14 protein-coding genes are annotated in these 15,603 nt (G+C 68.3%); 6 read left to right on the top strand and 8 right to left on the bottom strand.

Annotated features, from left to right (window positions below; all coding sequences use genetic code 11):
- Nucleotides 1–2: 2 nt before the first annotated feature.
- Nucleotides 3–851: an N-carbamoylputrescine amidase gene (gene aguB / locus HUU99_RS13690; protein ID WP_174287140.1), complete on the top strand. Its 849-nt coding sequence runs from the start codon at nt 3–5 to the stop codon at nt 849–851.
- Nucleotides 852–993: 142 nt separating this feature from the next.
- Here aguB and HUU99_RS13695 read toward each other — a convergent pair whose 3' ends face one another.
- The 3 genes from HUU99_RS13695 to HUU99_RS13705 all read right to left on the bottom strand — a co-directional run bounded on the left by HUU99_RS13695 (nt 994) and on the right by HUU99_RS13705 (nt 6,272).
- A complete protein-coding gene (locus HUU99_RS13695) occupies nt 994–2,397 on the bottom strand; it encodes a M20/M25/M40 family metallo-hydrolase (RefSeq protein ID WP_174287141.1) in 1,404 nt (467 codons plus the stop codon).
- A gap of 66 nt (nt 2,398–2,463) precedes the next feature.
- Entirely contained in the window at nt 2,464–3,432 is a 969-nt protein-coding gene (locus HUU99_RS13700; protein WP_174287142.1) for an aspartyl protease family protein, read from the bottom strand.
- Between the two features lie 419 nt (nt 3,433–3,851).
- The gene (locus HUU99_RS13705) at nt 3,852–6,272 is read right to left on the bottom strand and encodes a ligase-associated DNA damage response DEXH box helicase (protein ID WP_302479993.1); all 2,421 of its coding nucleotides are present in this window, start codon (nt 6,270–6,272) and stop codon (nt 3,852–3,854) included.
- A gap of 88 nt (nt 6,273–6,360) precedes the next feature.
- Between HUU99_RS13705 and HUU99_RS13710 the strand changes: the two genes are divergently transcribed.
- From HUU99_RS13710 to HUU99_RS13725, 4 genes are all read left to right on the top strand, one after another.
- Nucleotides 6,361–6,966: a hypothetical protein gene (locus tag HUU99_RS13710; RefSeq protein ID WP_174287144.1), complete on the top strand. Its 606-nt coding sequence runs from the start codon at nt 6,361–6,363 to the stop codon at nt 6,964–6,966.
- A gap of 163 nt (nt 6,967–7,129) precedes the next feature.
- Nucleotides 7,130–8,128: a ligase-associated DNA damage response exonuclease gene (locus HUU99_RS13715; RefSeq protein ID WP_174287145.1), complete on the top strand. Its 999-nt coding sequence runs from the start codon at nt 7,130–7,132 to the stop codon at nt 8,126–8,128.
- A gap of 133 nt (nt 8,129–8,261) precedes the next feature.
- Nucleotides 8,262–8,744, top strand: a complete 483-nt coding sequence (locus HUU99_RS13720) for a GNAT family N-acetyltransferase (RefSeq protein ID WP_174287146.1) — start codon at nt 8,262–8,264, stop codon at nt 8,742–8,744.
- Nucleotides 8,745–8,955: 211 nt separating this feature from the next.
- Nucleotides 8,956–10,596, top strand: coding sequence for a S10 family peptidase (locus HUU99_RS13725; RefSeq protein ID WP_174287147.1), 1,641 nt, complete (start codon nt 8,956–8,958; stop codon nt 10,594–10,596).
- A gap of 130 nt (nt 10,597–10,726) precedes the next feature.
- Here HUU99_RS13725 and rpoN read toward each other — a convergent pair whose 3' ends face one another.
- From rpoN to HUU99_RS13750, 5 genes are all read right to left on the bottom strand, one after another.
- Nucleotides 10,727–12,193, bottom strand: a complete 1,467-nt coding sequence (gene rpoN / locus HUU99_RS13730; RefSeq protein WP_174287148.1) for an RNA polymerase factor sigma-54 — start codon at nt 12,191–12,193, stop codon at nt 10,727–10,729.
- Nucleotides 12,194–12,383: 190 nt separating this feature from the next.
- On the bottom strand, nt 12,384–13,166 hold the full coding sequence (gene lptB / locus HUU99_RS13735) for an LPS export ABC transporter ATP-binding protein (protein ID WP_375380194.1): 783 nt from the start codon (nt 13,164–13,166) through the stop codon (nt 12,384–12,386).
- A gap of 114 nt (nt 13,167–13,280) precedes the next feature.
- Nucleotides 13,281–13,814: an LptA/OstA family protein gene (locus tag HUU99_RS13740; protein ID WP_174287149.1), complete on the bottom strand. Its 534-nt coding sequence runs from the start codon at nt 13,812–13,814 to the stop codon at nt 13,281–13,283.
- 5 nt (nt 13,815–13,819) lie between these two features.
- The gene (gene lptC / locus HUU99_RS13745; protein ID WP_174287150.1) at nt 13,820–14,458 is read right to left on the bottom strand and encodes an LPS export ABC transporter periplasmic protein LptC; all 639 of its coding nucleotides are present in this window, start codon (nt 14,456–14,458) and stop codon (nt 13,820–13,822) included.
- Nucleotides 14,459–14,469: 11 nt separating this feature from the next.
- Nucleotides 14,470–15,090: a ribonuclease D gene (locus HUU99_RS13750; protein ID WP_174287151.1), complete on the bottom strand. Its 621-nt coding sequence runs from the start codon at nt 15,088–15,090 to the stop codon at nt 14,470–14,472.
- A gap of 257 nt (nt 15,091–15,347) precedes the next feature.
- On the opposite strand from HUU99_RS13750, the gene HUU99_RS15405 reads away from it, so the two are divergent.
- Nucleotides 15,348–15,603, top strand: a 256-nt coding sequence (locus tag HUU99_RS15405) for a hypothetical protein (RefSeq protein WP_217430834.1), incomplete at its 3' end; no start/stop codon positions are given.

The following is a 15,603-nucleotide window of genomic DNA, read 5'->3' on the forward strand; positions in this document are numbered from 1 at the left end:
CCATGACCCAGATCACCGTCGCCGCGCTCCAGCTCGGCTTCACCCCCGATATCGACCGCAACATCGCCGCGGTATCGCGGCTGGCGAAGGAAGCCGCGGCGAAGGGCGCGCAGGTGATCCTGCCGCCCGAACTCTTCGAGGGCGAATATTTCTGCCGCGTCGAGGACGAGGGCCTGTTCGCCAAGGCCGCGCCGGTGGGCGAGCACAAGGCCGTGCTGGCGATGCAGGCGCTGGCCGAGGCGCTGAAGGTCACCATCCCGACCAGCTTCTTCGAGGCGGACGGTCCGCATCATTACAACAGCCTGGCGATGATCGGGCCCGACGGCGAAGTGCAGGGCGTCTACCGCAAGAGCCACATCCCCGATGGGCCGGGATACGAGGAGAAATTCTATTTCCGGCCCGGCAACACCGGGTTCAAGGTGTGGCGCGGCGCGGGGACGACGCTTGGCGTCGGCGTGTGCTGGGACCAATGGTATCCCGAGACGGCGCGGGCGATGATGCTGATGGGGGCGGAAATCCTGTTCTACCCGACGGCGATCGGCAGCGAGCCGCACGACACCTCGCTCGACACCGCCCGACTATGGCGGCGGGCAATGGTGGGGCATGCGGTCAGCAACGTCGTGCCGATCGTCGCCGCCAACCGCATCGGCGTGGAGCACGGCCAGACCTTCTACGGCACCAGCTTCATCTGCGACGAGCGCGGCGATATCCTGGCCGAACTTGGCCGCGAGGACGAGGGCATCATCACCGCGACGATCGACCTCGACATCGCCAAGCGCCACCGCGCCGCGTTCGGGTTCTTCCGCGATCGGCGGCCCGAGCTGTACGGGCGGCTGGTCGAGGATGTCTAGGCTAGACACAACCGCCCCCCCCGGCGAAGGCCGGGGCCCAGTTGCAATGAACTTGGTAGGGACGGTCAGTCCTTCGTTACCTTGCATCCCGCAACCGGGCCCCGGCCTCCGCCGGGGTGGGGACAAAGGCGCATGTCTGCCCCTACCCCGCATAGGCCTTCACCAGATCGAACAGATAATCGCGCCCTTCATACAGTGACTTGACCGGGATCCGCTCGTTCAGCCCGTGGATACCGTCCAGGTCCTTGTCGAGGAAGATACCCGGCGCGCCGTAGACCGGTATCCCGATCGCCTCCAGGAAGATGCCGTCGGTCGCGCCAGTCGACATCACCGGCACCAGCGGCACGCCGGGGAAGTGCTTCGCCGCCACCGCGCGCGCGGGTCCCACGATCTTCGGGTCCAGCGTCGGCGGGATCGCGGTCGGGCGGATCGGCGCGTTGGCGGTCACCGTCACCTTCGGACCCGCCAGCCGCTTCAGCGTCGCCAGCGTCTGGTCGACGCTTTCCCCGGGGAAGATCCGGCAATTGACGTTGGCGGTCGCGCGCTGCGGCAACGCGTTCTCGGCATGGCCGGCGTTCAGCAAGGTCGCGACGCAGGTCGTGCGCAGCGTCGAATGCATCCCCTTGTCGCTGCTGACGACGGCGTCCGCAGCCTTGTCGTTCGGGTTCGCCATCAGCGCGTGGATCGCGTCCGCCATCGGCTTGGGGCTCGCCGCTGCGGTCGCGGTGAAGAAGGCGCGGGTCGTGTCGGTGAAGTGGATCGGAAATTCATACGCCCGCACCGCCTCGAGCGCGTCGGCGATTTCGTAGATCGCATTCGCCGGGGTCGGCTGCGAGCTGTGCCCGCCGGGATTGGTCGCCGCGAAGGTATAGTTCTGCGCCGCCTTCTCGCCGACCTGGATTGCCAGCGTCTCGCGCCGGCCGTCGTCGGTCAGCCGCCCGCCGCCGCCCTCGTTCAGCGCGAATTCGGCGGCGACCAGATCGGGTTTGTTCTTCGCCAGCCATTCCGCGCCGTCGAACGCGAAGGTCGTCTCCTCACCGCAGGTCAGGGCCAGCTTGATCGTACGTTTCGGGACATAATGCGCCTCCTTGAGCCGGATCATCGTATCCGCCCACACCGCCGCCATCGCCTTGTCGTCGACGGTGCCGCGGGCGTAATAATAGCCGTTCTCCTCGACGAGCGCGAACGGATCGCGCTGCCAATCCTCGCGCTTGGCCTCCACCACATCGAGATGCGCGAGGAGCAGCATGGGCTTCAGCATCGGATCGCTGCCCGGCAGGATCGCGACCAGCCCGCCCTCCTTGGGGTGATCGGGCACGGAAAAGGGGATATTGTCGCGCGCCGGATAGCCCGCATCGGTCAGCCGACCGGCGATCTGCGCCGCCGCCTGGGTGCAGCTTCCCGCCGACAGCGTCGTATTGGTTTCGACCAGCTGCTTATAGAGGCCGAAGAACGCCTGCTGGTCGGGTCGGCTCTGCGCCGACGCCGCCACCGGCACCGCGACCATCGCCGCCGTCGCCATCCATGCCGCCAATCGAGCAATCATCCGCCGTCCCCCGTGAAGTACCATCGATTAGAGCGGCATCGGCGGTCCGATGCAACCGGCAAGCCGCTACAGCGCCGGCCCCCCGCCATGCGCCATCCCGCGCGGCAGTTCGAACCGGATCTCGCGATTGGCGAAATCGATCTGCACCAGGCGGAACAGCCGGAGCACGTCCATGCCGAGCATCAGCGCGGGGCGGGTCGTCAGCCCGAACCGGCGGAACGGCGGAACGTCCGAAAAGGCGATGCGGACATTGGCGACATCGACGCTGCCGATGTTCAGCCGGTCGACCGCATAGGCGTCCGCAGTAAGTATCTGGCCGGTCGCGGATACCACCGACAACGGGCCGAGCGGCAAGGGCGGCTTCGTCATCGCGGCGAGCAGCGCATGGTTGCCGATCGACACCGGCGATCCGGTGTCGATGATGACCGCGATCCGGACCCCGCGCCAATGCGCATCGGTGACGATCAACTGCCCGTAGAGCGACTTCGCCACCACGACGATCTCGTCGGGGGCCGCCGCGACATGTGCCGACCGGCTGCGCGAAGGGCGAAGCGTCATCCGCGCATGGTCGAAATCGATCGCGACGCTGTGCCCCTGCAACGCGTCGAGCCCCAGCATGCCGAGCGCACCCAGGTTCCGCGTCTCCAGCGCCGGCGCGGCGATCGTGCGGTGCGAGATGGTGCTGACCGACAGGGTCGGCACGATGACGGTGCCGACCATGGTCGTGCCGGTCATCGCGGTCACGCGAACGTCGGTACCCGCGACGAGCCCGAGCACCCCCGCCAGTTCGCGCGACACCACGGTGCGTTCCGCGCCGGTATCGACGATGAACGGCCACGGCCCGCGTACGCCGATCGTGACCGGCACCGTCATCCGCGCCTGCGCATCGCCGAACGCGAGCGCCCCGTCGTCGGCGAGCGGGACGGGGGCGGGGCTGGGGTTGGCGATGTGGAGCGGCGGCACACCGATCTGCGCCGACGCCGGTATGGCGATCGTTGCGGCCAGCAGTAACGGGCCTCTCCACCCCTTTTTCATGGTGCCGATGCTGCGCCCGGTCGCGGCGTTTGGCAAGCGGCGCGCGCACCCGTCCTCGCCCCACCCCGGCGAAGGCCGGGGCCCAGTCGCGCAAGTCGTCGTAACGACGTGCTCCGCCGCCACGATCGTCCGGCAACTGGGCCCCGGCCTTCGCCGAGGTGGGGGCGGGGCCGCCCGAGTCGCACGTCGCGATTGCAAAAAGGCAATCGGAAGTGGACGAACCACACGGCACGTCAGGGCGGAAATCGCCTCCCGCGCGGCGGTGACGGGCGGACGAGGACAGAAGCCGGGCGAGCGTGGGGATCATGCGAAGGGGTGGATCATAAAGGGGGGTGTGTAGGACAGCGGTTTCTCCTGTCCCCGCCGTCCTGTCTTCTCCCGTCATGTCGGGACGAGCCCCGGGGGCGACAGAGCCCCCCTCAATCCAGCCGCATCGCCTCCGCCGCCAGCGCCTCGGCCTCCACCAGCAGCGCGTCGTCCGACGACCCCGTCGCCACCTTCTCGCGCCCGATCAGCGTCATCACCGGCACCGCGAGCGGGGTGATCCGGGGGAGGTCAATGTGCAGCATCGTCGCGGCCGCGCGGTCGAGCAATGCTGCAAGGCGCCCGACATCGGTCATCTTCGCGCGCGCATCCGCCCACGCCGCCTCCAGCAGCAGATGCCCGGGTTCGTAGCGGCGCAGCACGTCGTAGATCAGGTCGGTCGAGAACGTCACCTGCCGCCCGGTCTTGCGCTTGCCCGGATGCTGCCGCTCGACCAGCCCGCCGATCACCGCGACCTCGCGGAACGCGCGTTTGAGCAGGTGCGACTGCTGCACCCAGTCGACGAACTCATGTTCCAGTATGTCGGCGGAGAACAAGGCGGCGGGATCGGCCACCTTGTCGATCGAATAGGTCGCGATGGCGTAGTCGTTGGCGACGAACCCGAGCGGCTTCAGCCCGAGCGTTTCCATCCGCCGAGTCAGCAGCATGCCCAGCGACTGGTGCGCGTTCCACCCCTCGAAGCTGTACGCGACCATGTAATGCCGCCCTTCGCGCGGGAACGTCTCGACCAGCAGCTGATCGGGGGTCGGCAGTGCGGACCGTGCGCGCTGATATTCCAGCCATTCGCGGACATCGCTTGGGAAGCGCGCCCATTCGTCCGGTTCGGCGAGGAAATGGCGGACGCGGTCGGCGAGGCTGGTCGACAGCGCCATCCGGCTGCCGCCATAGGTCGGGATTCGCGCCGGGCGGCTGGTCGCGCGGACGATCAGGTCCTCGGTGTCGATCTTCTCGACCTCCAGGCTCAATCCGGCGAAGAAGAAAGTGTCGCCGTGGCTGAGACTCGCGGCGAACCCCTCCTCGACCTTGCCGAGCGAACGACCGTTCCTGAAGCGCACCGTCAGCATCGTCGCCTCGACGATGATGCCGGCGTTCAACCGGTGCTGGGTCGTGAATTTCGGGTGGCTGACGCGCCAGGTGCCGTCGGTGTCCTGCGTCAGCCGCTTGAACCGCTCATACGCCTTCAGGCTGTACCCGCCGTCGCGGATGAAGCCGAGCACGCGGTCGAACGCCTCGTCGGTGAGCCCCGAGTAAGGGAGCGCGCCGCGTATCTCGTCGAGCAGCGCCGCCTGGTCGAACGGCGCGGCGCAGGCGCAGGCCATGACATGCTGCGCCAGCACGTCGAGCGACCCCATGAGGAACACGTCCGGATCGAGTTCCCCCGCCTCCACCGCGTCGAGCGCGGCGCGCGCCTCGAGATATTCGAAGCGGTTGCCGGGCACGAGGATGCCCTCCGATGCCTCGTCGAGCCGGTGGTTGGAACGGCCGAGCCGCTGGAGCAGGCGCGACGATCCCTTGGGCGCGCCCATCTGGATCACGCAATCGACATCGCCCCAGTCGACGCCCAGATCGAGGCTGGACGTCGCGACCAATGCGCGCAGCCGCCCCGCCGCCATCGCGCTCTCCACCTTGCGCCGCGCATCCAGGCTCAGCGACCCGTGGTGGACGCCGATCGGCAGCGACATCGCATTGACCTTCCACAGGTCCTGGAAGATCAGCTCGCACAGCGAGCGCGTGTTGCAGAAGACGATCGTCGTCTTGTGCGTCTCGATCTCCGCCATCACCTGTTCGGCGGCGTAGCGGCCCGAATGGCCCGACCACGGCACGCGTCCTTCCGGCAGGAGGATCGCGATGTCGGGCGGCGCGCCGGGCTCCCCCTGCACCAGCGCGACCGCGTCGATATCGCCGTCCGGCGCGAGCCAGGCGCGGTAACCGTCCGGGTCCGCGACCGTCGCGGACAGCGCGACACGGCGCAGCGACGGCGCGATCCGCTGGAGGCGGGCCATGCCGAGCGACAACAGGTCGCCGCGCTTGCCGGTCGCGAAGGCGTGGACCTCGTCGACGACGATCGTCTTCAGCCCGGCGAACATCGTGACGCTGTCCGGATAGCTGAGCAGCAGCGACAGTGATTCGGGCGTCGTCAGCAGGATCTGCGGCGGCCGGATCCGCTGCCGCGCCTTGCGATCGGACGGCGTGTCGCCGGTGCGCGTCTCGACCCGGATATCGAGGCCCATCTCCTCGACGGGTGCGAGCAGGTTGCGCTGGATATCGACCGCCAGCGCCTTCAGCGGCGAGACATAGAGCGTGTGGAGCCCCTCGGTCGGCCGCTCGACGAGGTCAATCAGCGTCGGCAGGAAGCCGCTGAGCGTCTTGCCCGCGCCCGTCGTCGCGACCAGCAGCGCATGGCGGCCGGCCTGGGCTTCGCGGACCATGTCCAGCTGGTGCCGCCGCGGCTGCCACCGCCGCGCGGCGAACCAGCCGGCGAGGACCGGGGGGAGGGTCGGCAGGGGGTCGCTCACGGACGGTTCACGCGCATCGGTCGTCATATGGGAACCCTTGCACGGACCCGCCATGGAGCCTGTTCCGACCTCGGCCGTTGACCGCGTCATGGAGAGGATTCACCCGGCCCATTTGGTGCTGCTCCTGCTGGCGATCGCCGCCGCGGTGGGTGCGACGCCGTTGCAGCGCCATTATACCGGCGCGGGCGGGCTCGTCCGCCTGACCTATCCCGCGTACCTGACGCCCGGGCATGATTTCGGCGGGCGATCGCTGATGTCTTCGGGATGGCGCTTGTCCTGGGACGGGGCCGCGGTCGGGACGGGGACGGGCGTGGTCCGCTTCTCGCAGGGTGCACGCCCGACCGACGGGCCGGGCGTCGTCACCGAACTGATCCAGATCGGCCTGAGCCGCGATGCGAGCGTGGTGGCGCATTGCGGCACGACCGGGGCGCTCGGCAGCGGCAAGCGGTTGCCCGACCGGATGCTCGGCGGGCATCGCTGGACCGCGTACCGCAACGGCGATGCGGGGATGAGCCAGGCGATCGTGGCGACCGACCTGCGGACGGTGGTGGACGGGGTCTGCTATGCGATCGACCGCGCGACCTATTTGGTAACGGCGGCGGACGACCTGCCGCGATATCCGCCGACGCAGGTCATCGCAGCGGCGCAGATCGATGCGGTTCTGGCAAGCGTTCGGGTGGGACGGGGACGGTAATGCTTGCCTGCCCTGCGCCCTATTCCCCACCCCGGCGAAGGCCGGGGCCCAGTTGCGGCACGATCGTGGCGCGCAATGCCCTTTGTTACCGCAACCGGCGCAACTGGGCCCCGGCCTCCGCCGGGGTGGGGGCTGCGAGGGCCGCCGGTTTCGGGGACGCCCCATGCCCCGCCTAGGCGACTGGCTCGAACCCCATCCTCACGGCCTCTACGTCAAGCCCGCGGACGCCTGGATCGACCCCTCGATCCCCAGCGCCCGCGCGCTGGTCACGCACGGCCATGCCGACCACGCGCGCGGCGGGCACGAAGCGGTGTGGGCGACCCCCGAGACGCTGGCGATCATGGACGCGCGCTACGGCCCGCAAGCCGGGCACCCGGTTGCGTATGGCGAAAGCATCGAGTTGGGCGATGTCCGCGTCGGCTTCGTCCCCGCGGGGCATGTGCTCGGCTCCGCGCAGATCGTGCTCGACCACCGCGGCGAGCGGGTGGTGGTGTCGGGCGATTACAAGCGCCGCGCCGACCCGACCTGCGCGGCGTTCGAACCGGTCGCCTGCGACGTCTTCGTGACCGAGGCGACGTTCGGGCTGCCGGTGTTCCGCCACCCCGATACGGGCGACGAGATCGACAAGCTGATCGCCGCGCTCCACGCCAATCCCGACCGCTGCGTGCTCGTCGGGGCCTATGCGCTGGGCAAGGCGCAGCGCGTCATCGCCGAACTGCGCGAGCGCGGCCACGAGGCGCCGATCTACATCCACGGCGCGCTGCGGCGGCTGTGCGACCTGTATGCGGACCACGGCGTGCGGCTGGGCGAGCTGATCCCGGTCGCGGGCGTGCCCAAGGCGGCGATGCAGGGCCATGTCGTGATGTGCCCGCCCGGCGCGCTGAACGATCGCTGGTCGAGGCGGCTGCCCGACCCGATCACCGCGATGGCCAGCGGCTGGATGCGGGTGCGCCAGCGTGCGCGGCAGAAGAATGTCGAACTGCCGCTGATCCTGTCAGACCATGCCGATTGGGACGAACTGACCGACACGCTCATCGAGATCGCACCGCAAGAGGTGTGGGTGACGCATGGCCGCGAGGAGGCGCTGGTCCATTGGTGCTCGACGCGGCAGATGAAGGCGCGGGCGTTGGCGTTGGTGGGGTTCGAGGACGAGGATGACTAACGCGCCGGCAAGGCAGCAGCGAAGCAGCGGCCGAGCTTAAGGCGCATCCGGCCGGCGGGGCTCCAAGCCCCGACCGACGCGGCTTCGCCGCGGCGCTTGCCGTTCTTGCGACGGTTCCTGTAACCCAGACTTCATGCCCACCCCAACGCTCACCATCCTCCCCTTCACCGATGATCTCGCTGGCGCATTCCACGCCATCAACGCCCAGTGGATCGAGACGATGTTCACGCTGGAGCCGACCGACCGCGAGGTGCTGGAGCATCCGCGCGCGCGGATCATCGACCCCGGCGGCGATATCCACTTCGTTGCGGCGGAGGGGCTCGGCGTCGTCGGCACCTGCGCGTTGCAGAAGACGGGCGAGGGCCGCTTCGAACTGACGAAGATGGGGGTGCTGGAGTCCGCGAGGGGCAGGAAGGCGGGCGAATGCCTGCTGCACGCGATGATCGCCCGCGCCGCCGAGCTAGGGGCGGACACGCTGTATCTGCTGACCAGCAGCCGCTGCGCGGCGGCGATCCATTTGTACGAAAAGGCAGGGTTCGTCCACGATGCGGACATCCTGCGCGATTATGGCGCGCGGTATGCGCGGTGCGATGTGGCGATGCGGTATCGGGGGTAGGTGAACCTCACAACCTGCTCCACCCGGCGAAGGCCGGGGCCCAGTTGCGAGACGATCCAGGCGAAGGGACCCCCAGAGTTACCACCACCTTGGCAACTGGGCCCCGGCCTTCGCCGGGGTGGGGAAATGTTGCCGCAGGATCGGGTACGAAGCGGTTGCCATTCCATCATATTCCGGCAGGATAGCCCGCCTAACAGACACGGGAACCCAAATGCGCCGACCGCTCACCCTCGCCACGCTCCTCCTCCTCGCCACCCCTGCCCTCGCGCAGAAGGAACTGCGCAAGGGCGGCGACAAGTCGATCGCGGACAGCAATGCCGACAAGCAGAAGGCCGCGGCCGAGGCGGGCTATGCCAATGCCCCGGTCGACGAGCAGGAGGTGAAGTCGCACGGCTCCGTCACCGTCGACTCCCGCGCGCTCGGCTACACTGCCACCGCGGGCACGCTGACGATCCGCGATACCGAGGGCAAGCCGACCGCCAGCCTGTTCTACACCGCCTATGTGCTGGACGGCGTGCGGCCGGGCACGAAGCGGCCGGTGACGTTCTTCTACAATGGCGGGCCCGGCAGCCCGACCTTCTGGCTGCGCATGGGGTCGTTCGGGCCGACGCGGCTGAAGACCGCCAACCCCGAATTCATCAAGCCCGCGCCGTACGACGTCGGCCCCAATCCCGACACGCTGCTCGACAAGACCGACATGGTGTTCATCGACGCGGTCGGCACCGGCTGGTCGCGGCCGCTGGGCGACACCAAGCCCGCGGCCTTCTACGGCGTGGACGAGGATGCGGACGCGTTCGCCAAGGCGATCCTGCGCTACGCCACCAAATACGGCCGCTGGAACAGCCCCAAATTCCTGTTCGGCGAGAGCTACGGGACCACCCGCTCGGGCGCGCTCGCATACCAGTTGCAAGACCGCGGGATGGCGCTGAACGGCGTCGTGCTGTTGTCGTCGATCATGAATTACGGCAGCCGCCAGCCGGGGCTCGACCAGGTGTTTATCAACTACCTGCCGAGCTATGCGACGACTGCCTGGTATCACCACAAGCTCGCCAATCCCCCCGCCGATGCCGCGACCGCCGCCGCGCAGGCGCGCGCCTTCGCGCTCGGTCCCTATGCCTCGGCGCTCGCGAAGGGGCAGGCGATCGGCGTGCAGGAGGAGGACGCCATCGCCCAGCAGATGAGCGCGCTGACCGGGTTGTCGGCGGATTTCATCAAGCGGTCCGACCTGCGCGTCGACCTCGCGCGCTTCCAGAAGGAACTGCTGCGCGACCGGCGCGAGACGATCGGGCGGTTCGATTCGCGCTATACCGGCATCGACACCGACGCGGCGGGCGACAGCCCGGAAACCGACGCCTCGTCCGACGCGATCTCGAGTGCGTTCATCGCCAGCTTCACCGATTATGTGACGCACGATCTCGGCTACAAGACAGAACTCCCCTACCGCCTGTCCGCGCGCGATGCGCCGGGCTGGACGTGGAACTGGGCGCACAAGTCGCCGGTGCGCGGCTATGGCGGGCAGCAGACGACCCCCAATACCGCGATCGACCTGGCCGCGGCGATGCGCGCGAACCCGTATCTGAAGGTGCTGTCGCTCAACGGCTGGTACGACATGGCGACGCCGTTCTTCGGGACGGAGACCGACCTCGGCCACATGATGCTGGAACGCGCGCAGCAGCCGAACCTGTCGTTCCGTTATTATCCGGCCGGGCACATGGTGTATCTGAACCCCGAGGCGCTGCACCAGATGAAGCGCGACCTCGCGGCATGGTATGACGAGGCGGTCGCGGAGGCGAAGAGCGCGGTACCCCCGCAGGGCGCGTCGATGTCGGCGGCGGGGCGGGTGCCGAACTGACGCGGGTTCGCCAAAGGACGTTCCTGTCCTCACCCTTCGCCGCCTTCGGTGTCTTTTCCCTCTCCCGCTGGGAGAGGGAGGGAGGCGCGAAGCGCCGGAAGGGTGAGGACAGACCCCCCCTACCGAATTGCTAAGCCCCCTCCAGCGCCCGCGCCCGCCGCCGCTGCACCGAACTGCCGATCCCAAGCGCCTCGCGGTATTTCGCCACCGTCCGCCGGGCGATGTCGAAGCCCTTCGCGTTCAGCAGTTCGACCAAAGTATCGTCGGACAGGATCTTGTCTCCCTCAGCCGAAATCAGCGCGCGGATGCCGGCCTTCACCGCTTCCGCCGACACCGCATCGCCGCCGTCCGCGGCCTGGATTGCCGAGGTGAAGAAATATTTCAGCTCGTACAGCCCGCGCGCGCAGGACAGGTACTTGTTCGAGGTTACCCGGCTGACGGTGGATTCATGCATCTCGATCGCGTCCGCCACCCGCGCCAGCGTCATCGGTTTCAGATGCGCGACGCCGTGCAGGAAGAACGCCTCCTGCTGCTTCACGATCTCAGTCGCGACCTTCACGATCGTGCGCTGGCGCTGGTCGAGTGCCTTCACGAGCCAGTTCGCGCTGGCGAGCATGTCGCCGAGCCACGCCTTGGCGGTCTTGTCCTGCGGTCCGCTCGACAATTCGGCGTGATAGCGGCGGTTGACCAGCACGCGCGGCAGCGTCGCGCCGTTCAGCTCGATCGCCCAGCCGCTACCGGTCTTCACGACGAACAGATCGGGGATCACGGCTTGCGTCGGTGCACCGCCGATCCGGCAGCCGGGCTTGGGATCGTAGCCGCGCAGTTCGCGGATCATGTCCGCCAGATCCTCGTCGTCGACCCCGCAGATCCGCTTCAGCCGCGCGCGTTCGCCGCGCGCGACGAGGTCGAGATGCTCGATCAGCCGCGCCATGCAGGGGTCGTAGCGATCCGCCTCCTTTGCCTGGATCGCGATGCATTCCGCGAGATCGCGCGCACCGACGCCGGTGGGGTCGAAGGTCTGGACGATCGCCAGCACCGCCTGCACGCGCACGAGCGGCACCCCGAGCCGGTTGGCGATGTCGAGCAGATTGGCGGTCAGATAGCCCGCCTCGTCGATCTGGTCGATCAGATGCGCGGCGACGGCCATGTCGGCGGGGTCGATCGTCGCGCCCGCCTGCGCCATCAGATGATCCGCGAGGCTGCCGGCGGTGTCGGCGAACGAGTCGAGGTCGACCGCCTCGCCGCTCCCCGCCCCCGCACCGCCGCCCAGCGCGCCGTCGAACCCGCCGCCGCCATCCGCCGCGCTGTCCGACTGATGGCTTTCGGTGGCGTAGTCGAGGTCGAGCGGTTCGGCGGCGACGGCTCCCGTCACCAGCGCGTCGGCACCCGCGGGCTCGGGGGCTTCGGGGCGTTCGGGGGTCTTCACGACATCGCCCTGCCCCGCCTCGAGCAGCGGGTTGCGTTCGATCTCCTCGGCGATGAAGGTTTCGATTTCCAGGTTGGACAGCGCGAGCAGCTTGATCGCCTGCTGCAGCTGGGGGGTCATGACCAGCGATTGCGACTGGCGCAGGTCGAGGCGCGGCGCGAGGGTCATGGCTTAACTCCCTCTCCCCTTGTGGGAGAGGGAAGGGGCCCGCGCGCAACGCGCGTGGGAAGGGTGAGGGGGGACGGCCCGCTTCCCGACACGTACGTCCCCCTCACCCTTCCGCAGCCTGCGGCTGCTCCCTCCCTCTCCCACAAGGGGAGAGGGAAGAAGGGATCGAGGCGCGTGTCCCGCCATCACCCTAAAGCGAAAACGTCTCGCCGAGGTATAGCCGGCGCACGTTCGCGTCGGCCACCAGTTCCGCGGGCGACCCCGCGAACAGCACCCGGCCATCATAGATGATGTACGCGCGGTCGACGATCTCCAGCGTCTCGCGGACGTTGTGATCGGTGATGAGCACGCCGATATCGCGGCGGCGCAGGTCCTTCACCAGATCGCGGATGTCGGCGATCGAGATCGGGTCGATGCCTGCGAACGGCTCGTCGAGGAGCATGATCGACGGGCTCGCCGCCAGCGCACGCGCGATTTCCGCGCGGCGGCGCTCGCCGCCCGACAGCGCCATCGCGGGCGCGGTGCGCAGCCGGGTCAAGCCGAATTCCTCGAGCAGCGTGTCGAGCTTCTTCTGGCGCGCGACCTTGTCGGGTTCGGACAGTTCGAGGACGGTCAGGATGTTCTTTTCGATCGACAGTCCGCGGAAGATCGACGTCTCCTGCGGCAGGTATCCGAGCCCCAGGATCGCGCGGCGGTACATCGGCAGTCCGGTGATATCCTCGCCGTCGAGCATGATCCGGCCCGCATCGGGCTTCACCAGCCCCATCACCGAATAGAAGCTGGTCGTCTTGCCCGCACCATTGGGGCCGAGCAGTCCCACGACCTCGCCGCGGCCGACCGACAGCGACACGTCGGACAGCACGACGCGCTTGTCGTAGGATTTCGCGATCGAGACGACCTGCAGACCGCGCGTCATCGGCGCCTCGGCAACCGGCTCGGCGACATCGCGCGGCGTCAGGGTAACGGCATCCATATCGCTGGACCTCGCAAAGATTGGTTGACCGTTCGTTACCGCACGGCCGGTTGGCAGGAAACCTGCATGTTCGCGAATTCGTGATGGCAGCGGCGAGCGCTGCCCCGCGCGCGATCAGTTGCGCTTGGGGACCGAGAAGGTGCCGCTGACCCGGCTGCCGCCCTGCGTCACCACGCCGCCCGCCGCACTGCCGCCGGCACCGCCCGCAACCGACGATCCGTCGATCACCGCGCGTCCGGTATCCATGTTCATCGTCAGCCGGCCGCCATTCACGGTGTTGCCGCCCTGCGTCAGCGATACCGCGCCGAGCATCGTCACGATCCGCTTGTCGAGATCATACACCCCGTACTGGCTCTTCGCGACCTGGCCAGGGCGGATGACGGTGACCCCACCCGCCGCATCGAGCCGCGAGACCTGCGGGCTGCCGCCGACCACCTGCCCGGTATAGGCGACCGTCATGCGCGGCGCGGTCAATGTCATCTCCGCCTGCTTGACGACGACATTGCCCGACAGGACCGCGCGGTTCGCCTTGTCCTGCAATTCGATGTGCGCGGCGTCGAAATTAATCGGCGCGGTCGAGTCGTGGCGGGTCTGCGCGAACGCGGGCGTACCGGCGAGCAGGAAGGCGAGGGATAGGAGCCGGCGCATATGCCTTATCTCGTGCCTCGGGGCGATATCCGCAAGCGTGCATTGCCGTCCAGCGTCACGATGCGGTTCTCCATATCGGCGTGGAGCGAATCGGCGCTGAAGACGCCTTGCGATGTCGTCCCCGTCACCGCACCGCCGCTCTGCATCTGCCGCGTCTTCAGATCGACCGTGGCGTCGCGCGTCTTCAGGTCGTAGCCCTTTGGTCCGGTGAAGTTCAGCGGACCGATCAGCTTCACCTTCTCGCTGTCCATGTCGTACACCCCCGAATCCGCGTGGATGTTCGCCGGCCCGTCGCTCAACCGGACGCGCGCGCTGAGATCGGACAGCTGCACGATCGGTTCGGCGGAGCTATGCTGGATCGCGGACTTCGCGGTCAGGTCGAACGGTTGCCCCTTCTGGTCCTCGCCGCGATATTGCGCGGCCTGGATCTTCAGGCGCTCCTTGGCGACCTCGACCTTGTTCTTGTCGAGCACGAACGACGCCTCGCCGACGTTCAACAGCGGGGCCAGCACCAGGAACGCCACCATCACGCCGATCCCGACCGGCAGCACGATCCGCGCGGTCCCGACCAGGCGGTCGTGGCGACTGCCCGGCGCGGCCCAGTGCTGGCGCTGCGAACGGACCGCGCGGGCGATCTCAGACATGATGCCCGACCTCACGCATGCGCGAAGATATCGATCTCGGGCCAGCCGGCGATGTCGAGCGCGGCGCGTGTCGGCAGGAAGTCGAAACACGCCTGCGCCAGGTCCATCCGCCCCTCGCGCACCAGCCGCCGTTCCAGTTCGTCCTTCAACCGGTGGAGGAAACGGACATCGGACGCGGCGTAATCCTTCTGCGCGTCGGACAATGCGGGACCGCCCCAGTCGGAGGATTGCTGCACCTTCGACAATTCCTGCGACAGGAGTTCGCGGACCAGTTCCTTCAACCCGTGGCGATCGGTATAGGTGCGGATCAGGCGCGACGCGATCTTGGTATCCCAGGCCGGTGCGGCGACGATGCCAAGATAATGTTGCAGTGCCGCGATATCGAACCGGCCGAAATGGTACAGCTTCAGGCGCGCCGGGTCGGCGAGCAGCGCCTTCAGATTGGGCGCGGCATAGGCGCTGCCCGCGGCGAAGCGCACCAGATGCTCGTCCGGTCCGCCGTCGGACAGCTGCACCACGCACAGCCGGTCGCGCGGGGTTATCAACCCCATCGTCTCGGTATCCACCGCGATCGATGCAGCGGGCGCGAACAGGTCGGCGGGCACGTCTTCTTCGTGGAAATGAACGGTCATCCCCGTGCCCTAGCCGCGGCGGGCCGCGGGCTCAATGGCCGGCCGTCGATAGCCGGTGTGGCGTCGTCGCCGCGCTTGCGCAAAGATCGACGGGGAACCGGCGTGGCATTCGCGATTTTATTCGCCGGGGCTTGCGCTTTACGCTATGGCGAGTCTCGTGGCGCAAAAGGTTTCGCGTCCGAAGGACCGCGTTCGTCGTCCGGCACGAAGGTTCTTTAGGTTATCGATCTGGACGAACCGGGAAGACGAACAGGGTTATGAGTTTCGACAAGGGTGGCCGCGGCAATCGTGGCGGACGTGGGCGCGACAAGCGCGACGGATTCGGCGGCGATGATTTCGGTGGCGGCGGCGGCTTCAACACCGGCGGTGGCGACCGGTTCGGGGGCGGCGGCAGCAGCTATGGCGGCGGGGGTGGCGATCGCTTCGGCGGTGGTGGCGGCTTCGGCGGTGGCGGCGGTGGCGGCGGGTTCCGCAGCGGCGGCGGTGGCGGCGGCTTTAGTGGCGGCGGCGGTG

This window comes from Sphingomonas bacterium (assembly GCF_903642285.1).
Classification (GTDB): Bacteria; Pseudomonadota; Alphaproteobacteria; order Sphingomonadales; family Sphingomonadaceae; genus Sphingomonas.